This window comes from Zhengella mangrovi (genome assembly GCF_002727065.1).
Lineage (GTDB): Bacteria > Pseudomonadota > Alphaproteobacteria > Rhizobiales > Rhizobiaceae > Zhengella > Zhengella mangrovi.
In genome coordinates, this window is record NZ_PDVP01000002.1 from 161,516 (window position 1) to 179,010 (window position 17,495).

The 17,495-nt window shown below is 66.2% G+C and carries 19 protein-coding genes; 2 read left to right on the top strand and 17 right to left on the bottom strand.

What is annotated here, in order from left to right:
• Positions 1–18 precede the first annotated feature (18 nt).
• Positions 19–345: a hypothetical protein gene (locus CSC94_RS24145; RefSeq protein WP_133122820.1), complete on the top strand. Its 327-nt coding sequence runs from the start codon at positions 19–21 to the stop codon at positions 343–345.
• Here CSC94_RS24145 and CSC94_RS04645 read toward each other — a convergent pair.
• The 6 genes from CSC94_RS04645 to yajC form a co-directional block, all read right to left on the bottom strand.
• Positions 342–1,298: a sterol desaturase family protein gene (locus CSC94_RS04645; protein WP_099304295.1), complete on the bottom strand. Its 957-nt coding sequence runs from the start codon at positions 1,296–1,298 to the stop codon at positions 342–344. The genes CSC94_RS24145 and CSC94_RS04645 overlap by 4 nt on opposite strands.
• A gap of 2 nt (positions 1,299–1,300) precedes the next feature.
• Positions 1,301–1,723: a hypothetical protein gene (locus tag CSC94_RS04650; protein WP_099304297.1), complete on the bottom strand. Its 423-nt coding sequence runs from the start codon at positions 1,721–1,723 to the stop codon at positions 1,301–1,303.
• Positions 1,724–1,831: 108 nt separating this feature from the next.
• Complete coding sequence (locus tag CSC94_RS04655) at positions 1,832–2,647, bottom strand: phytoene/squalene synthase family protein (RefSeq protein WP_245408257.1); 816 nt, start codon at positions 2,645–2,647, stop codon at positions 1,832–1,834.
• A 35-nt stretch (positions 2,648–2,682) separates the two neighbouring features.
• On the bottom strand, positions 2,683–3,069 hold the full coding sequence (locus CSC94_RS04660; RefSeq protein ID WP_099304299.1) for an Mth938-like domain-containing protein: 387 nt from the start codon (positions 3,067–3,069) through the stop codon (positions 2,683–2,685).
• 4 nt (positions 3,070–3,073) lie between these two features.
• A complete protein-coding gene (gene secDF / locus CSC94_RS04665) occupies positions 3,074–5,632 on the bottom strand; it encodes a protein translocase subunit SecDF (RefSeq protein ID WP_099304301.1) in 2,559 nt (852 codons plus the stop codon).
• A 61-nt stretch (positions 5,633–5,693) separates the two neighbouring features.
• A complete protein-coding gene (gene yajC / locus CSC94_RS04670; RefSeq protein ID WP_099304303.1) occupies positions 5,694–6,035 on the bottom strand; it encodes a preprotein translocase subunit YajC in 342 nt (113 codons plus the stop codon).
• A 165-nt stretch (positions 6,036–6,200) separates the two neighbouring features.
• Between yajC and CSC94_RS04675 the strand changes: the two genes are divergently transcribed.
• The gene (locus CSC94_RS04675) at positions 6,201–7,079 is read left to right on the top strand and encodes an ATP-binding protein (protein WP_099304305.1); all 879 of its coding nucleotides are present in this window, start codon (positions 6,201–6,203) and stop codon (positions 7,077–7,079) included.
• Between the two features lie 206 nt (positions 7,080–7,285).
• Here CSC94_RS04675 and CSC94_RS04680 read toward each other — a convergent pair whose 3' ends face one another.
• The 11 genes from CSC94_RS04680 to nagZ all read right to left on the bottom strand — a co-directional run bounded on the left by CSC94_RS04680 (position 7,286) and on the right by nagZ (position 17,420).
• A complete protein-coding gene (locus tag CSC94_RS04680; protein ID WP_099304307.1) occupies positions 7,286–9,001 on the bottom strand; it encodes a peptidoglycan DD-metalloendopeptidase family protein in 1,716 nt (571 codons plus the stop codon).
• A 114-nt stretch (positions 9,002–9,115) separates the two neighbouring features.
• The gene (locus CSC94_RS04685; RefSeq protein ID WP_099304309.1) at positions 9,116–9,775 is read right to left on the bottom strand and encodes a protein-L-isoaspartate(D-aspartate) O-methyltransferase; all 660 of its coding nucleotides are present in this window, start codon (positions 9,773–9,775) and stop codon (positions 9,116–9,118) included.
• Entirely contained in the window at positions 9,775–10,530 is a 756-nt protein-coding gene (gene surE, locus CSC94_RS04690) for a 5'/3'-nucleotidase SurE (protein ID WP_099304311.1), read from the bottom strand. Before surE ends, CSC94_RS04685 begins: the two co-directional genes overlap by 1 nt.
• A 31-nt stretch (positions 10,531–10,561) precedes the next feature.
• Entirely contained in the window at positions 10,562–11,851 is a 1,290-nt protein-coding gene (gene serS, locus CSC94_RS04695) for a serine--tRNA ligase (protein ID WP_099304313.1), read from the bottom strand.
• A 110-nt stretch (positions 11,852–11,961) separates the two neighbouring features.
• A complete protein-coding gene (tatC, locus tag CSC94_RS04700) occupies positions 11,962–12,864 on the bottom strand; it encodes a twin-arginine translocase subunit TatC (protein WP_099304315.1) in 903 nt (300 codons plus the stop codon).
• Positions 12,861–13,331: a Sec-independent protein translocase protein TatB gene (gene tatB, locus CSC94_RS04705; RefSeq protein WP_099304317.1), complete on the bottom strand. Its 471-nt coding sequence runs from the start codon at positions 13,329–13,331 to the stop codon at positions 12,861–12,863. The genes tatC and tatB overlap by 4 nt, the downstream gene beginning before the upstream one ends.
• Before the next feature lie 79 nt (positions 13,332–13,410).
• Positions 13,411–13,632, bottom strand: coding sequence for a twin-arginine translocase TatA/TatE family subunit (locus tag CSC94_RS04710; RefSeq protein ID WP_099304319.1), 222 nt, complete (start codon positions 13,630–13,632; stop codon positions 13,411–13,413).
• 33 nt (positions 13,633–13,665) lie between these two features.
• A complete protein-coding gene (locus CSC94_RS04715; protein ID WP_099304321.1) occupies positions 13,666–14,763 on the bottom strand; it encodes an ABC transporter ATP-binding protein in 1,098 nt (365 codons plus the stop codon).
• Positions 14,764–14,814: 51 nt separating this feature from the next.
• Entirely contained in the window at positions 14,815–15,555 is a 741-nt protein-coding gene (gene scpB, locus CSC94_RS04720; RefSeq protein WP_099304323.1) for an SMC-Scp complex subunit ScpB, read from the bottom strand.
• Positions 15,548–16,351, bottom strand: a complete 804-nt coding sequence (locus CSC94_RS04725) for a segregation and condensation protein A (protein WP_099305220.1) — start codon at positions 16,349–16,351, stop codon at positions 15,548–15,550. The genes scpB and CSC94_RS04725 overlap by 8 nt, the downstream gene beginning before the upstream one ends.
• A gap of 52 nt (positions 16,352–16,403) precedes the next feature.
• Positions 16,404–17,420 carry a beta-N-acetylhexosaminidase gene (gene nagZ / locus CSC94_RS04730; protein WP_099305222.1) on the bottom strand — a complete coding sequence of 339 codons (1,017 nt, stop codon included), beginning with the start codon at positions 17,418–17,420 and terminating at the stop codon, positions 16,404–16,406.
• Positions 17,421–17,495: the final 75 nt, after the last annotated feature.

Sequence of the window (17,495 nt, forward strand, 5' to 3'; positions counted from 1 at the left end):
CACCGCCGGCGAGCCGGCATGCGGGCGCGTTTCATTGAACGGCCGAATGCGCTGTCCCGTTTCTTCATACAATCGAAGGCCGCGAAACCGGTTCCCACTTTCGCCGGAATTGGTTTTCCCCGGCCGCAATTGAAGGCCGCGAAACCCGTTCCCACTTTCGCTGGAATTGGTTTTCCCCAGCCGCAATTGAAGGCCGCGAAACCGGTTCCCACTTTCGCTGGAATTGGTTTTCCCCAGCCGCAATTGAAGGCCGCGAAACCGGTTCCGACTTTCGCTGGAATTGGTTTTCCCCAGCCGCAATTCCGGACGCGAAACCGGTTCCCACTTTCGCTGGAATTGCTCTAGCTCCCAACCGGTCTGCCATCCAGGCCCGGCAGACCGGGCTTGCCCGCCTCGGCAGGGTTGCGGCGGACGTAATCGGCCTTGATCTCGGCGGACCCCTGTCGCGAGCCGTCGTGGCTCCAGCCGGGCGGCATGAACAGGTAGCCGAGCCGCTGGCGCAGCGTGAGGCCGCGCGTGAACAGGGCATCGCGCGCCATGGCGACCCATTCATGGAAGGCCACCTTGACCGGGTTCCAGGTCGCCAGGTTCTTGACGATGCCGTAGCGCGGCGGGTCTTCCGGCACTTCCTCGACGAAAGTGCCGAACAGGCGATCCCAGATGATCAGGGTGCCGGCATAGTTCGAATCGAGATAGCGCGGGTTCGTCGCGTGATGCACCCGATGATGCGACGGCGTGTTGAAGACGAGCTCGATCGGCCGCCACATCTTGCCGATCGTCTCCGTGTGGATCCAGAACTGCCAGAGAAGGTTGAAACCGTAGACGAAGGCGATGAGCGCGGGATGAAAGCCGAGCAGGACGAGCGGCGTCTGCAGGATGACCATGCCGGTGAACTGGCCGGTCCAGCTCTGGCGGAGCGCGGTGGAGAGGTTGTAGTGCTGGCTGGAGTGGTGATTGACGTGTTCCGCCCAGACCCAGCGGACCCGATGCGCGATGCGGTGATACCAGTAGTAGCGCAGGTCATCGACGATGAAGGCCACCACGAAGGCCCACCAGACCAGGCCCTGGTCGAAGAAGCGATACTGCCAGACCCACATCAGGATCGTGAAGGAGATGAAACCGAGCAGCAGGCCGGCAACGACATTGCCGACGCCCATCGCCAGGCTCGTCATGGTGTCGGCGGTATTGAAGCTGCCCTTCGCGCGACGCGTGGAAACGAGGAACAGTTCCAGGAGGATGGCGGCAATGAAAAAGGGAATTGCCAGTTCCGTGACCTTGGGAAAGGCATAGTTTTCCATGGTCATCTCCTCCCTTTGCCGTTTCCGCCCAGGTGTGCGACCAGGCGGTCCGCGGTTTCCTCGTCGGCGAAGCGGACGGTCATGGCGCTCCAGCCGAATTCCGCGAAGGCCATACTTACCACCGCCGGGCCGGTTCGCGAAACCGATGCGATCCCTGAGCGATCGACCAGGCGGGTGGCGACGTGGCGCCCCATGACGCGCACGATCCCGACCAGCCCACCGGGCAGCAGCAGGACGGCCGAGGATCCGTCAGCAGCCATCACCACCGGCCCGTCGCCGACCTCGGGGTAATCGCCGCGCAGAAATTCCAGGGCTTCCCCCGGCCCCGAAAGAGAGCGCGGCTTGCCGGACCCGGACAGTTTCAGTGCCAGGAGCACGAGGCTGAGCCCGATCACGATCATCGCGACCAGCACGATCGTGTTCATGGCGTTGTCCTCCCTGCCGCGGTCCACGGATCGGGCGGAGTGTGCCGAGCCGACAGCACCGGGTCAATTCGTGACGCAGCGGCAGGCCGGCATTCTTTTTGACCGGGATCAGCCCATTGCAGCGCGAAGGAAGCGCCAGTAGCGGCGAATCGCGGAAATCTCCGGCGTGCGTTCCAGGCAGTCGGCTCCCGTCCTCTCGATGACCGCGAGGTAGGACGGCACCGGCGCCATGACGAGATAGGCCGGCCGCAACGACGGCGCGACCTGCCCGGATGTCTCCTGCCACATCCGCAGATGTTCGCGCACCTTGGCAGCGAGCGCGGCGACCAGTGCGCCGGCCCGCTTCGGATCCGGGTCGCCGAGGTAAGCCTCGCGGTCGAGGCCGCAGGCGGCCAGCAGTTCGGCCGGCACGTAGCACTGGCCGCGCGCCCGGTGCAGCGGCATCAGGCGGATCTGCCCGGTCATGGCCTGGGCGCAGGCAGCGTGGCCGGCCGGCGTTCCGGTTCCATCGACGGCCGGGCGGTCCAGAATGGTCGCGGCCATCTGGAGGATCGCGCCGGCGGTCTCGCCGCAATAGCCCTCGAGATCGTTCAGCGACGGCATCGGATCGTCGTAGAGATCGAACAGGCGGGCCTCGAAATAGGCCTCGAGCGAGGCCCGCGGCAGGTCGAAGTCGTCGATCACGCGGGCAAAGGCGGCGGCCACCGGGTGCCCGGCGTCGGCGCCGGCGGCGGGCGTTGCCAGCGCGTCACGCCACCATTGCAGCCGGATTTCGCCGGCCAGCGGCTCGCGGATGGCGTCGCGAATGCGCGCGACCTCCATGTTGAAGGCATAAAGGGCGGTGAGCGCGTCGCGCCGGTCGGCCGGCGCGTAGAGGACCGACAGGTAGCGGTCCGGATCCCCGGAGCGAAGGGACGCGAGCATGGCGCCGGCGTCCATCGGGGGCGCGGCGTCCGGCATCAGACAGCGATGAAAAACGCCGCGACGGCGCGGTCCTCGGCGACCAGCACATTGTAGGTGCGGACCGCCGCGCCGGTGCTCATGGCGTCGGCGATGATGTTTGCCTCGCGCAACCGCGCGGCGACGTCGGGCCGCATGCGCTTGAGATCGGGGCCCATGCCGGCCAGCAGAATCTCGATCTCGCCGGCCTCATCGAAGACGCGGGCGAGATCGTCGGCCGTCGGGTCGAGCGGATCGCCCGGCTCCCAGCCATAGATGCCCGACGGCAGGCACATCAGCGAACCGCGATGCGACATGTCGGCAAAGCGGAAGCCGCCGTTGCCATAGGCCTCGATGGCGGCACGGCCCGGGAAATGGGCCTGGCGCATCTGGATGCCGGATCCCATTGGCCTATCCCTTGGCGGGTTCCACGTCGGTGCTGTCGCCTTCCTCTTCCCGGCCCTTCGCCGCCTTGCTGGAGCGCAGGCTGAACAGGATCAGCAGCGGCGCAGCGATGAAGATGGAGGAATAGGTGCCGACGACGACGCCGAAGATCATGGCGGCCGTGAACGACTGGATGACCTCGCCACCGAAGTAGTAGAGCGCCAGCAGCGCAAGCAGCGTGGTAAGCGATGTCATCACCGTTCGCGACAGCGTGTCGTTCATGCTCATGTCGAGCAATTGCGGCAAGGGCATCTTGCGGTATCGCCTGAGGTTCTCGCGGACACGGTCGTAGACGACCACCGTGTCGTTCAGCGAATAGCCGACGATGGTCAGGATGGCCGCAATGGACGACAGGTTGAACTCGATGCCGGTGATGACGAAGAAACCGATGGTCATGATCACGTCGTGCATCGTGGCGAGGATGGCGCCGACGGCAAACTGCCATTCGAAACGGATCCAGATGTAGAACAGGATCGCGGCCAGCGACGCCAGGACGCCGATGGTTCCCGCCCGTGCCAGCTCGCCGGACACCGTCGGCCCGACGACCTCGACGCGGCGGAAATCGTAGTCCGCCTCCAGTTCGCTTCGTACCTTGGAAATGACACTCTGCTCGGCGTTCTCGCCGCCGCCCTGCGCCTCGACGCGGATCAGCACCTCGGAGGGATCGCCGAATTCCTGCACCTGGACGTCGCCCAGATTGAGTTCGCTCAGCCGCCCGCGGATATCGGCCACATCGGCGACATCGTGCTTGGCCTTGATCTCGATGAGCGAGCCGCCCTTGAAGTCGATGCCGTAGTTCATGTTGACGGTCATGAACAGGGCGAGCGACCCGATGGCCGCCAGGGCCGACAGGGTGAAGGTCATGCGGCGCAGCCACATGAAGGGGATCTTCGTCTGCGCCGGAATGAGGTGCAGGATCGCGCCGGGCAGCTCCTTCGGCCGGCGCCGGCGGACGTATTCGGCGACCAGCCAGCGGGTGAAGGTGAAGGCGGTGAAGACCGTCGTCAGGATACCGATGGCCAGGGTGACGGCGAAGCCACGGACCGGGCCGGTCCCGAGGTAGAACAGGATGACGGCCGCGATGAGCGTGGTCACGTTGGCATCCACGATCGTCGCCAGGGCGCGGGAAAAGCCCGCGTCGATGGCCTGGATGACGGACCGGCCGTTGCGGCGCTCCTCGCGGATGCGCTCGTAGATCAGCACGTTGGAGTCGACCGCCATGCCGACGGTCAGCACGATGCCGGCGATGCCGGGCAGCGTCAGCGTGGCGCCGAGCACCGACAGCAGCGCGACGATCATGGCGACGTTGGCAATCAGCGCGATGTCGGCGATCACGCCGAGCAGGCCGTAGGCGAGCACCATGAAGACGAGCACGAGGACGGACCCGATCATGGCCGCGATCTGGCCGGCGGCGACGGAGTCGGCGCCAAGGCCCGGACCGACGGTCCTTTCCTCGATGATGGTCAGCGTGGCCGGCAGCGCGCCGGCACGCAGGAGCACCGCCAGGTCATTGGCCGACTGCGCGGTAAAGGACCCGGAAATCTGTCCCGAACCGCCGAGGATGGGTTCGCGGATCACCGGCGCGGAGATGACATGGCCGTCGAGGATGATGGCGAAGAGCCGCCCGACGTTCTGCTGCGTCGCCTGGCCGAAGCGCTGGGCACCCTTGGTGTCGAAACGGAAGGAAACGACCGGCTCGGAGGTGCGCTGGTCGAAGGTCGGCTGCGCATCGACGAGGTTCTCGCCGGAAACGATGACCCGGTCCTCGATCAGGTAAGGCACCGGCGGATCGTCGTTGGAATACATGACCGTCGTGCCGGCCGGCGGACGGCCCTGGATGGCCTCCTGTACGGGCACGGACTGGTCCACCATCTGGAACGTCAGCTTGGCGGTCTGGCCGAGAATGTCCTTCAGGCGCTGGGGATCGTCGAGGCCCGGGACCTGCACGAGAATGCGGTCATTTCCCTGGCGCTGGATCACCGGCTCGGTCGTGCCGAGCTCGTTGACGCGGCGGCTGACGACCTCGATCGACTGCGACAGCGCCGCCGAGGTGCGGTAGTCGAGGCCGGCATCGGTCAGGGTGAAGCGGAGGAGGCCCGGTTCGGGCTCTTCCATGGTCACTTCCTGCACGGAGCCGCCGCCGAAAAGGCCGGTCGAGACAGGCTGCAGCAGGGAATTCAGGGTTTCCTTGGCCAGCGTGACCTGCTTGGCGTCACGGATGCGCACCTGGACCGTCTTGCCCGAGCCGGTCAGCCCGGTGTAGCCGATGCTCTCGTCGCGCAGCAGCTTGCGCACCTCGTCGCGGGTTGCCGCCAGGCGGTCCTTGACGATGTCGTTGCGGTCGATCTTCAGCAGGATGTGCGATCCGCCCTGCAGATCGAGACCCAGGGTCATCTTCTGCTTGGGCAGCCAGTCCGGCAGCGCGTCGAGCGTGGACTGGGAGACCAGGTTGGGGGCCGCGAACAGCAGGCCGGCAATCACCGACAGCCAGATGAGAATCGTTTTCCAACGCGAAAAATAGAGCATGGATCAGTCCGTTTCCGGCCAACGGCAATCGCCCCGGCACAGTGCGCCGGGGCGAAGCGTATCAGGCTTTCTGGTTCTGGTTGGCGACCGGTTCGCCCTTGACGCGGACGTCGGCGATCATGGCGCGCAGGATCCGGACCTTCACGCCCTGGGCGATCTCGACATCCAGTTCCGTCTCGTCGGCCTTGGTCACCTTGCCGATGATGCCGCCGCTGGTGATGACCGTGTCACCGCGACGAACCGCCGCAAGCATCTGGTCGCGCTTCTTCATCTGCTGGCGCTGCGGCCGGATGATGAGGAAGTACATGATAACGAAGATGAGTATGAACGGCAGGATGCTCATGAATATGTCAGCGCCACCGGCGGGCGCGGCGGACTGGGCGAATGCCGGGGTGACGAACATCTGCGAACTCCTGCAAGAAACGAGGGAAAGCGGGTCGAATCCCGCGTGTCAAACTGGCGCGGAATATAGTGGTTCAGGGCACCTTTGCAACTGTGGGAGCACGACGACAAGCGCTTTTCCATGCCAATGGAGCGTGCTAGTCCACTTGTGCACGCAGGAGGACCCATGAACCGCATTTCACTCGACGAGATCGCCGCCCGCCTCGACCGGCTTGCCGACGCCGTGGAAAGCCTGAAACCGCGCCCTGTGCCGGCTCCCGATTTCGACGCCGCGGACTGCTTCGTCTGGGAGGCGGAAACCGCGACCCTGCAGCCGGTCGCGCGCGTCAACCGGATCGACATTTCGCTGATCAAGGGTGTCGACCGCGTGCGCGACATCCTCGTCGCCAACACCGAGCGCTTCGCCGACGGCCTGCCGGCCAACAACGTGCTGCTGTGGGGCGCCAGGGGCATGGGCAAGTCGTCGCTGGTCAAGGCCGCCCACGCGGCGACGGCCCTCTCCCCGGGGGCCGGCGACCGGACAGCGCTCAAGCTGGTGGAAATCCACCGCGAGGACATCGACACTCTGCCGCGCCTGATGTCGCTGCTCAAGGCGGCCGATGCCCGCTTCATCCTGTTCTGCGACGACCTGTCCTTCGACCACGACGACACGTCCTACAAGTCGCTGAAAGCCGCGCTGGAAGGCGGCGTCGAAGGCCGGCCGGACAACATCATCTTCTATGCCACCTCCAACCGGCGCCACCTGCTGCCGCGCGACATGATCGACAACGAGCGTTCGACGGCCATCAATCCCGGCGAAGCCGTGGAGGAAAAGGTCTCGCTGTCGGACCGCTTCGGGCTGTGGCTCGGTTTCCACAAGTGCTCGCAGGACGATTACCTGGAGATGATCAACGGCTACGCGGCCCATTTCGGCCTCGCGGTGGACGACGACACGCTGCGCGCCGAAGCGCTCGAATGGGCGGTCACGCGCGGCGGGCGGTCGGGCCGCGTCGCCTGGCAGTTCATCCAGGACCTGGCGGGGCGCCTCGGCCAGCGGCTTTCGTAGATCCGGGCCCATGAACGACAATACCCCGCCGGGGGCCGGCGGGGCACTGCCATGCGCGGATTGCTGCTGGAGGCCAGCCCGTCCGCCTGAAGCGACCGGGACCGGGACGGCCGCCTGTGCGCTCCATTTCGCTGTTCTGTTGCCGTTTCGCGATGTGAAAGCCGGCCCGCCTCGCCGGACCGGGCATTCCGGTGGCGTGGCGCCGGTTACTCCAGGTACTTGACCGGGTTGACGGGGTTGGAATTCTTGCGGATCTCGAAATGCAGTTTCGGCTGGCCGGCGGAACCGGAATTGCCGGCCCGCGCGATCTCCTGGCCACGGCGGACCTTGTCGCCGCGGGAGACCAGCAGTTCGCTGTTGTGTCCATAGACCGACACCAGGCCATCGTCATGACGCACGAGGACGGTGTTGCCGAATTCCTTCAGGCCGCTGCCGGAGTAGATCACGACGCCGTTCTCGGCCGCCTTGACCGGGGTGCCGGCCGGCACGGCGATGTCGATGCCGTCATTGGCCTTGCCGCCTGAGTTGGCGCCGAAGGCCGAGATGACCCGGCCGCGCACGGGCCAGCGGAGCTTGCCGATGCCGGTGGTTTCCGGCGCAACGGCCGCCACTTTCTCGGCCTGGCGGATCACCGCCTCGTCCTTGTGCTTCGGCGGCGTGTAGGTCGGCAGTTCCTTGCCGGACTTTGCCGACGGCCCTGCCCCGCCGGTGATGATGGGATCGACATTCGGCTTGGCCGTGCTGGCCGTCTGAACAGGCTCACCGCCGGCCGGGATGGCCAGTTTCTGGCCGATCCGGAGATTGCCGTTGCTCAGCCCGTTGGCCGATTTGAGCGCCGCGACCGTGACACCGTGGCGGCGGGCGATGGCATAGAGCGAATCGCCGGCGACGACGGTATAGCGCCCGTCGGCAGACGGCGCTTCGGCCGCCACCTTCCTCGGCGCCGGGCTGGTCGCCGCTTCCACCTGCTGGCGCTGCGGACGCGGCTTCGGCTCTTCGCGCACCATGGCGACCTGCTGGCGCGGGGCGTCGCTTGGAACCGGCACGCGGTCGGACGGGACGTCGAACTTCGTCCCGCGCGAGGATTTCGCGGCGATCGTCTGCGGATTGGCATCGGGTGCCGAGGTCGGCGCATTCGACGAATAGACGTAGGTCGGAATGACGATCGACTGACCGGACGCCACGTCGCGCGGGTTGGAAATACCGTTGACCCGCAGGATCTCCTTGGCCGGCACGCCGAACCGCTTGGAGAGATTGTAGATCGTTTCGCCTTCCCGAAGGGTGACGCGGGTGCCGCCCGACGCGGTCCAGCCGTTGCCGGCCGGCTCGGAGGCAGATGCCGGCGCCGGCTTCGAAACCGGGAGCGGTTGCGGTGCCGCTGCCGCGCGGGGTTCAACCGGCGTCACATTGACCGGGGCGCCAACCTTGCTCGTCGAACCGGTTGCGCGGCGATCGACGGCCGGCGCGGGTGCGGCGAGCGCCTGGCGCTGGACAGCGGGCTGTTCGACGGGCGGCCGCACGGCCTGGCGGGCTGCCGAGGGCGCCGACGCGACCCGCGCATCGCCCGGGTAAGGCTGCGCCGCGCGGTAGGCCGCCTGCGGCTGCGCCGGATAGGCGCTCGTCGGTGACTGCCGGTAAACCGGCGCATTGCCGACCGTGGCGTTCGGCACCACCCGTCCGCCGGGAATGAGCCGGGCGGGATCGCTCGCGACGGACCCTGTCGCGGTCTTGTCGAGGTCACCCGGATAGGGCTGCGACGCTGCCGGCTGCTGCCGGGCGCCCACAGGCACGGCCGAGGTGTAGAGCCCGTCGGCGAAGCGCGAGGCATCCGAACTGCAGCCAGCCGCAAGCCCGCCGACGATCACGAGGGCTGCGCCCCGTGAAAGGACCCGTGCATATGCCTTGATTGTGCTGCCTTGCATGATCTGAACCCGCCATAACTCGATAACTCGCACGCCATGATTAAAGCGCGTTAATGTTACTGTCGGGTTAAGCGGGGGCGGACGTCTGCCTGTTTTCGTGGCAGCGCAAGCGTTTCAGAGGGTGGCGGCGATACCGCGGACGATCGGCTGGAAGCGGACGATGCCGATATCGCTGCGTTCGAAGCGGCTGCCGACCTTGGTCAGGCGGGCAAGAACCTGGCGGTCGTCGGCCGGTCCGATCGGGGCAATCATGATGCCGCCGGACGACAGCAGGTCGACGTATCCGCGCGGCATGGCATCGAAGGCCGGCCACACGACGATGCGGTCGAAAGGCCCCTCGCCGTCGATCGCCTTCTCGGCATCGCCATGCCGCTGCAGCACGTTGAGGAGACCGAGCGTCCGGTAGCGCTCGGCGGCCTCGGCGGCCAGTGTGCGGAACCGCTCGACCGTGGTGACGCGGGACGCGATCCGGCTCATCACCGCGGCGGTGAAGCCTGACCCGGTGCCGATCTCCAGCACCCTCTGGCCGGGCTGGAGATCGAGCGAGGCGAGGACGCGGCCCTGGAGGTCGAGGCCCTCGACGCTCTCGCCACAGCCGATCGGGCATGAGCGTGCGCCGAAGGCCGCCTGCTGGTGCTCGGAGGGGATGAAGATGCGCCGGGGGGTCGCCTCGAATGCCGCGAACAGGCGGTTGTCATCAATGCCGGCGGCGCGCATCCGCAGAACGAATGCCGCGAAAGCTTCCGCCTCCGACCCGCGGGCAGACGATTGCATCAGAAGGCTCTCCGCAGGGCTTCCTGGGCTTCGCGCGCGGTCAGGTCGAGCTTGAGCGGCGTGACCGAGATGTGATTGTCGCGCAGCGCCGCGATGTCGGTGCCTTCGACGGCATCGAACTGCTTGCGGCCGAAGCGGATCCAGAAATAGGGGAAGTTGCGCCCGTCGCGGCGCTCCTCGATGCCGACCCCGTGCACGATGCGGCCCTGGCCGGTGACCTTGACCCCGACCACCTCGTCCGGCCGGCAATTGGGGAAGTTCACGTTGAGCAGCACGCCCTCGGGCAGTTCGGCGGAAAGGCAGCGCTTGAGGACGTCCACGGCGTGGGTCTCGGCGACCTCGTAGGGAACGACGCGGCCCTCGTCGGAAAAATTGTAGCCCTGGCTCAGGGCGATGGAGCGGATGCCGACCAGCGTGCCCTCCATGGCGCCGGCGACCGTGCCCGAATAGGTGACGTCGTCGGCGATGTTGGTGCCGGAGTTGACGCCCGACAGCACGAGATCCGGCGGTTCCGGCATGATGTGGCGCACGGCCATGATGACGCAGTCGGTCGGTGTGCCGCGCACGGCGAAGTGGCGGTCATCGAGCTTGCGCAGGCGCAAGGGGTGCGACAGCGTCAGCGAGTGGGCCAGGCCGGACTGGTCGGTCTCGGGCGCCACGACCCAGACGTCGTCGGACAATTGCCGCGCGATCCGCTCCAGAACGGCAATCCCCTCGTCGTGAATGCCATCGTCGTTGGTCAGCAGGATGCGCATGCCTTCTCCTTCGTGTTGGCCCGCGGCCGGCTCAGCCGCGGGTAATGGTCTCCAGCCCGCCCATGTAGGGACGCAGCGCGTCCGGCACGGTAATCGAGCCGTCCTCGTTCTGGTAGTTTTCCATGACGGCGATCAGGGCGCGGCCGACCGCGATGCCCGAGCCGTTGAGGGTGTGGACGAACCGGGTCTGCTTCTCGCCGGCGGCGCGGTAGCGCGCATTCATGCGCCGTGCCTGGAAATCGCCGCAGACGGAACAGGACGAGATCTCGCGGTAAGCGTCCTGGCCCGGCAACCAGACCTCGATGTCATAGGTCTTCCGGGCGCCAAAGCCCATGTCGCCGGTGCACAGCACGACGGTGCGGAACGGCAGGTCGAGGCGCTTCAGGATGTCCTCGGCGCAACCGGTCATGCGTTCATGCTCGTCGATCGACGTGTCGGCGTCGGTGATCGAAACCATCTCGACCTTGTTGAACTGGTGCTGGCGCAACATGCCGCGGGTGTCGCGGCCCGCAGACCCGGCCTCGGACCGGAAGCAGGGCGTCAGCGCGGTAAAGCGGAAGGGCAGCCTCTCGGCCTCGAGGATGTCGCCGGCAACGAGATTCGTCAGCGGCACCTCGGCCGTCGGGATCAGGCCCAGGCGGGCATTGCCGTGCGGGGTGAAGAACAGATCCTCCTCGAACTTCGGCAATTGCCCGGTTCCGAAAAAGGTCTCGTCCCTGACCAGCAGCGGCGGATTGACCTCCATATAGCCGTGCTCGGAAGTCTGGACATCGAGCATGAACTGGCCAAGCGCGCGTTCCAGGCGGGCGAGCGCGCCCTTCAGCACGGTGAAGCGGGCGCCGGAGAGCTTGGCGGCGGCCTCGAAATCCATCAGGCCCAAGGCCTCGCCGAGCTCGAAATGCTCCTTCGGCTGGAAGGCGAATTCGGGACGGCGGCCGACCTTGCGGACCTCGACGTTGCCGCTCTCGTCGGCGCCATCAGGGACGTCGTCGAGCGGGACGTTGGGCAGGCGCGCGAGCGCATCGTTGAAACGGGCGTTGAGCTCACGCTCGACGGTTTCGCCGGACTGGAGCTCGGCTTTGATGGCGGCGACCTCGGCCTTGAGCTTCTCCGCGGTCTCGAGGTCCTTCTGGCCCATGGCCTTGCCGATTTCCCTGGACGCGGCATTGCGTCGTTCCTGCAAGGCCTGCAGGCGGGAAATGTGGGCGCGACGGTCTTCGTCGAGGGCGATCAGGGCCGCGGCCTGCGGCTCGGCGCCGCGACGCGCCAGCGCCTGATCCAGTGCTTCAGGATTTTCGCGGATCCACTTGATATCGAGCATGGGAACGTTCCGGACTTGTCATTGCAGCGCGCTTCATACGCGAGTCGCGCGACAGAGGCGAGAACCGGGCACGACAGGACCACCGGGGCGGGACAAGCCCGCCCGGACGGTCACGGCATGGAGCCGCGACCCTGCTCCTCGAGATCCGCCTCATCGGAAGACGATCCGCCTTCCGGCGGTTGCGGTTCGGGATCGGGTGTCTCGTCCTCGTCCTCGTCGTCCTGCTCGCGTTCTGCGCGCTCGCGCTCCACCAGACGCGCGGTGTAGATGGAAATCTCGTAGAGAAGGATGGTCGGCAGCGCAAGACCGATCTGGCTGACCGGATCGGGGGGCGTCAGAATGGCGGCCGTGATGAAGGCAAAGACGATGGCGTACTTGCGCTTCTCGCGAAGACCGTCGGAGGTCGCCAGGCCAGCCCGCGCCAGCAGCGTGGTCACCACGGGAAGCTGGAAGACGAGGCCGAAGGCGAAGATCAGCGTCATGATCAGTCCGAGATACTCGGACACCTTCGGCAGGAGCGAAATGTCGACCTGCCCTTCCCCGCCCGTCTGTTCCATGGCCAGGAAGAACCACATCACCATCGGCATGAAGAAGGTGTAGACCAGCGTCGCGCCGAGCAGGAACAGCAGCGGAGAAGCCACCAGGAACGGCAGGAATGCCTTGCGCTCGTTGCGGTACAGCCCCGGCGCGATGAACTTGTAGACCTGCGCGGCGATCACGGGAAAGGCGAGGATCAGGCCGCCGAACATGGCGATCTTGATCTGGGTGAAGAAGAATTCCTGCGGCGCGGTGTAGATCAGCGCCACCTTGCGGTGGTCCATCCCGGCCCAGATGACCGCCCACTTGAACGGCAGGACGAGGAAATTGAACAGGTCCTTGGCCCAGAAGAAGCAGAACAGGAAGGCGATGAAAAAGCCGCCCACCGCCCACATCAGGCGCTGACGGAGTTCGATGAGGTGCTCGATCAGCGGCGCCGACGAGGCCTCGATATCCACTTCGTCCTGCTTGCTCACGCGCCTTTTCCTGTCTTCTCGCCGTCGCCCTCGGTCTTGGCGGACGGGGTGGTTTCCAGCGTGCCCTCGCCCGGAACGGCCGTCGCGCCGGTCTTGGCGGGCTCGGCCGGATGGGTGGACGGCTCGGCCTTGGCCGTTCCCTTGACCGGTTCGTTCGAACGCGGCTTGGTGGCATCGTCAAGGCTGCCCTTGATCTCGTCACCGATCTTGTTGAGCGGATTGAGAGACTTGCGGATCTCGTTGGTCGGGTTCATCGACCGCGCGGTATCGGCCAGCGACTTGAGATCGTCGAGTTCGGCTTCGCGCAGGGCGTCGTCGAACTGGCGTCTGAAATCGCCCGCCATCGCCCGCAGCTTCGACGTCGTCCGCCCGAAGGTGCGAAGCATTTTCGGCAAATCCTTGGGGCCGACGACCACGATCAGCACGATCGCGATTACCAGCAGTTCAGGCCAGCCAACATCAAGCATTACAGTCGAGCCTCGTCAGACACGCCACGGCGCCGCACCCGGGAAGGCGCGGCGCGTTCCTCCGTCCCGGTGCCCGGGATCAGGAGTTGGCGGACTTTTCCTTGCTGTCGGAGACCACTTCTTCCTTGCGGTGCTCGACGGTCTTGGACTGGTCGGACGTCTCGTCGTCCGCCATTCCCTTCTTGAAGCTCTTGATGCCCTTTGCGACATCGCCCATCAGCTCGGGGATCTTGCCACGGCCGAAGAGCAGAAGCACGACCACCAGAACGATGATCCAGTGCCAGATTGAAAAGCTACCCATAACAAACCTCGTGTGTGCGTTCTCAGATGTGACTTAAGCGGTTTCGCCGCCGGTTTCAAATACAAGTATGTCGCTTTTTCTCACGGAGACGCGAATGTCGCGCCGGCCGGGCTCCAGCGACCCGTGCCGGAAGCGCGCGCGAACAGGCATTTCCGCGCCGGGTACCGCCAAATCAACCATTTCCGCAATTCCCAGAAATCGCCGCGACAGAACCCGCGCCTCGACCGCCCCGGCCTCGTCCACCTCGATCCCGGCGAGACGGATGGCGACCGTGGCCTTCGCGCCCTCCGGCAGGTTCCCGGCGGAAAAGCGGCCGAGTGGCGTCTCGACACCGGCGCCTGCAACCGTCGCGTCGAAGAGGTTCAACTCGGAAAAGAACCCGGCAGCAAACAGGTTGACCGGCTTGTGATACAGATCGTCACCGGATCCTGCCTGGACCAGCTTCCCGTCCTTCAGAAGAGCTATCCGGTCGCCCATGCGCATCGCCTCTTCCGCATCGTGGGTCACAACAATGGCGGTTGTGCGGCTTTGCCGCAGGATCGACAGGGTTTCGGACCGGATGGAATCCTTCAGGCGCGAATCGAGACCGGAGAACGGTTCGTCCATCAGCAGCACGGCGGGGCGCGGCGCGATGGCGCGGGCCAGGGCCACCCGCTGCTGCTCACCGCCCGAGAGGACATGGGGATAGGCATCGGCATAATGCTGGAGGCCTACGCGCGACAGGGCAATCATCGCCTCCGAGCGGGCCTCGGCGAGCGATAGCGCGGTCAGCCCGAACATCACGTTGCGCAAGATCGTCAGGTGCGGAAAGAGCGCGAAATCCTGGAAGACGAGGCCGATGGAGCGGTCCTCCGGCGGCAGAAACACGTCGGGACCGGCAATTTCACGGCCATTGAGCCTTATGGTGCCGGCCGACTGCGCCTCGATGCCGGCGGCGATCCGCAGCAGCGTCGTCTTGCCCGACCCGGAGGGACCGAGCAGGCAGGTGACCTTGCCGGCCTCGGCCACCAGCGAGAGGCCCTGAAGGGTCGGCTTGCCGCCATAGGCATGGTGGATGGACTCGAACGCCAGTTCGGCGGCGAAGGATACGCCTGCCGGTACGCGCCCGATCGTCTTCTGCACCGATGCCATGAAAACCCGTCACCCGTTCGAACCGCTGTTCAGCCGCAGCGGCCAATGGGGTCAATCATCCTCTGGCCGCGGTGTCAACAATCCAAGTTCCTCCAGATCGATGTCGGTCAGGGGATCCTCGTCCTCAGTCAGTTCGTCCGGGGAAGACAGCGGCGTCGGCATGGAGAAGTTGGACGGCATGCGCGAGGACAGAAGGCCGGCCCCCTTCAACTCGTCCATTCCCGGCAGGTCGCGCAGTTCCTCCAGCCCGAAATGATCGAGGAAGGAGGGGGTCGTGCCATAGGTCACCGGACGGCCCGGCGTGCGCCGGCGCCCGCGAAGCCGTACCCAGCCGGTTTCCATCAGCGTATCCAGCGTCCCCTTGGAGGTTTCGACGCCGCGGATCTCTTCCATCTCGGCGCGGGTGACCGGCTGGTGATAGGCGATGATGGCCAGCACCTCCAGCGCCGCGCGGGAAAGCTTCTTCTGGTCGACGGCCTCGCGGCTCATCAGGAAGGACAGGTCATCGGCGGTGCGGAACGCCCAGGCATCCTCGACGCGGACAAGGTTGACGCCCCGCGCGGCATAATCGGCGCGCAGTTTTTCCATCACGGCGCGAACCGGCGTGCCCTGCGGCAGGCGCTCGGCCAGCAGTTTCTCGGTCACGGGCTGGGCGGAGGCAAAGACGAGCGCCTCGGCCATGCGCGAGACCTCGGCCATGGCGCGCTCGTCGAGCGGCGCCGATGCATCGGCCCCTGTCTCATGCGCCAAGGCATCATTGTCCGCGATCGGCACCCGGTCCCCGTCAGCCATGGGCGGCCGGTGCGGTTGCGGGCCGGCGCGGTGCCGTGCGCGGTTTCAGGTAGATCGGCGCGAAGGCCTTTTCCTGGCGGATCTCCAGGGCCCCCTCGCGCACCATTTCCAGGCTGGCCACGAAGGTGCTGGCGATGGCGGTCGTCCGTTCCTCCGGTGTCGTCAAGAAATCGATCAGGAAGGCGTCCAGCGCCGTCCATTCGCCGACGGTGCCGACCAGGCGCTCCAGCACGGCACGGGCGTCCTTGAGCGACCAGACCGCGCGCCGGGCGATCTGCACCCGGGAAATGGCCTGACGCTGGCGCTGGGCCGCGTAGGCTGTCAGCAGGTCGTAGAGCGAGGCGGAAAACTCGCTCTTGCGATCAACGATGACCACTTCCGGACAGCCGCGCGAAAAGACGTCGCGGCCAAGGCGATTGCGGTTGATCAGGCGCGCGGCCGCATCGCGCATGGCCTCTAGGCGCTTGAGGCGGAACTGAAGCATGGCCGCCATTTCCTCGCCGGACTGCTCGTCGCCGCGCGGCGGCTTGGGAATGAGCAGTTTCGATTTCAGGAACGCCAGCCAGGCCGCCATGACCAGGTAGTCGGCGGCCAGTTCCAGCTTCAACGCACGGGCCTTGGCGATGAAGTCGAGATATTGCTCGGCCAGGGCCAGGACGGAGATCTTCGCCAGGTCCACCTTCTGGTTTCGCGCCAGGTGCAGCAGCAGATCGAGCGGGCCCTCGAAGCCGTCGACGTCGATCACCAGTTCGGGACCGGCCGGACGCTCCTCGCGTTCGCTCCAGAGCTGGTCCATCGGCGTTGCCGGCTGTTTTTCCCGCGTGCTGGCCTTCATCGCGACCGGGTCCTCATGCAACGGCCGCGAACCAGGTGGCGAACTCGGCCCGCAAAGCCGCCTCGCCTGCCCCGTCATCGCGTCCCAGGTCCGCCGTGGCCAGGCCGGCCCGCGCGAGCGACCTGCCCGCCAGCAGCGGCGTCGCCGCGGCGACCGCGCGCATTTCCTCCATCAGTCCGTTGCAGTGAAGCACGACGTCGCAGCCGGCCTCGAAGATGGCGCGGGTCTTGTCCCCGAAGGAGCCGGCAAGGGCCTTCATCGACACGTCATCGCTCATCAGCAGGCCGTCATAAGCCATCTCCCCGCGAATGATATCGGCGATCACCCGGGCAGACGTCGTTGCCGGATTGGCGGGGTCCAGCGCGGAATAGACAACATGGGCGGTCATCGCCATCGGGATATCAGCCAGCGCCTTGAAGGGCGGGAAATCGTGGGCGCGAAGCGCATCTGCCGGGACATCGACGACGGGCAGTTCCAAATGGCTGTCGGCAAAGGCGCGGCCGTGCCCGGGAATGTGCTTGATGACGGGCATGACGCCGCCGGCGCGAAGCCCGTCTGCCGCCGCGCGTCCCATCTCGGCCACCGTCACGGGGTCCTTGCCATAGGCCCGGTTGCCGATGACGTCATGCGCACCCTCCACCGGCACGTCCAGCACGGGCAGGCAGTCGGCATTGATGCCGAAGCGCTTCAGATCAAAGGCGTGGAGCCGCGACATCACCCACGCGGCCCGCAGGCCGGCATCCCGGTCGGCTGCATAGAGCGCGCCGAGCGCGGCGCCGGGCGGATAATCGGGTGCGAGCGGCGGCCTTATGCGCTGGACCCGGCCGCCCTCCTGGTCGATGAAAACTGGCACGTCACGACCGGCAATGTCGCGCAGCGCCCCGGTCAGCTCGAGGAGCTGCGCCGCGCTGGCCACATTGCGTGCAAAGAGGATATATCCCCATGGCTGCTCGCCGCGAAAGAAGCGCTGTTCTTCCGCCGTCAGTTCCAGGCCGGCCATGCCGACAATCATCGCCTTTGATTCGCTCATGGCCTGATTCTGGCACGAATCAATGTCAATGACACGGCGGAAGCCTTCCGGCGCAAGGGTTCCCCACAAGCAAAG

Bases quoted from the DNA above. Each gene is read 5' to 3' on its own strand.
- CSC94_RS04685 (WP_099304309.1), bottom strand. From the start codon at position 9,775: ATGCAATCGTCTGCCCGCGGGTCGGAGGCGGAAGCTTTCGCGGCATTC.
- surE (WP_099304311.1), bottom strand. From the start codon at position 10,530: ATGCGCATCCTGCTGACCAACGACGATGGCATTCACGACGAGGGGATT.
- CSC94_RS04710 (WP_099304319.1), bottom strand. From the start codon at position 13,632: ATGGGTAGCTTTTCAATCTGGCACTGGATCATCGTTCTGGTGGTCGTG.
- CSC94_RS04725 (WP_099305220.1), bottom strand. From the start codon at position 16,351: ATGGACCAGCTCTGGAGCGAACGCGAGGAGCGTCCGGCCGGTCCCGAA.
- CSC94_RS04650 (WP_099304297.1), bottom strand. From the start codon at position 1,723: ATGAACACGATCGTGCTGGTCGCGATGATCGTGATCGGGCTCAGCCTC.
- CSC94_RS04660 (WP_099304299.1), bottom strand. From the start codon at position 3,069: ATGGGATCCGGCATCCAGATGCGCCAGGCCCATTTCCCGGGCCGTGCC.
- tatB (WP_099304317.1), bottom strand. From the start codon at position 13,331: ATGCTTGATGTTGGCTGGCCTGAACTGCTGGTAATCGCGATCGTGCTG.
- CSC94_RS04645 (WP_099304295.1), bottom strand. From the start codon at position 1,298: ATGGAAAACTATGCCTTTCCCAAGGTCACGGAACTGGCAATTCCCTTT.
- scpB (WP_099304323.1), bottom strand. From the start codon at position 15,555: ATGGCTGACGGGGACCGGGTGCCGATCGCGGACAATGATGCCTTGGCG.
- CSC94_RS24145 (WP_133122820.1), top strand. From the start codon at position 19: ATGCGGGCGCGTTTCATTGAACGGCCGAATGCGCTGTCCCGTTTCTTC.
- serS (WP_099304313.1), bottom strand. From the start codon at position 11,851: ATGCTCGATATCAAGTGGATCCGCGAAAATCCTGAAGCACTGGATCAG.
- CSC94_RS04715 (WP_099304321.1), bottom strand. From the start codon at position 14,763: ATGGCATCGGTGCAGAAGACGATCGGGCGCGTACCGGCAGGCGTATCC.
- CSC94_RS04680 (WP_099304307.1), bottom strand. From the start codon at position 9,001: ATGCAAGGCAGCACAATCAAGGCATATGCACGGGTCCTTTCACGGGGC.
- nagZ (WP_099305222.1), bottom strand. From the start codon at position 17,420: ATGAGCGAATCAAAGGCGATGATTGTCGGCATGGCCGGCCTGGAACTG.
- CSC94_RS04675 (WP_099304305.1), top strand. From the start codon at position 6,201: ATGAACCGCATTTCACTCGACGAGATCGCCGCCCGCCTCGACCGGCTT.
- yajC (WP_099304303.1), bottom strand. From the start codon at position 6,035: ATGTTCGTCACCCCGGCATTCGCCCAGTCCGCCGCGCCCGCCGGTGGC.
- CSC94_RS04655 (WP_245408257.1), bottom strand. From the start codon at position 2,647: ATGCTCGCGTCCCTTCGCTCCGGGGATCCGGACCGCTACCTGTCGGTC.
- secDF (WP_099304301.1), bottom strand. From the start codon at position 5,632: ATGCTCTATTTTTCGCGTTGGAAAACGATTCTCATCTGGCTGTCGGTG.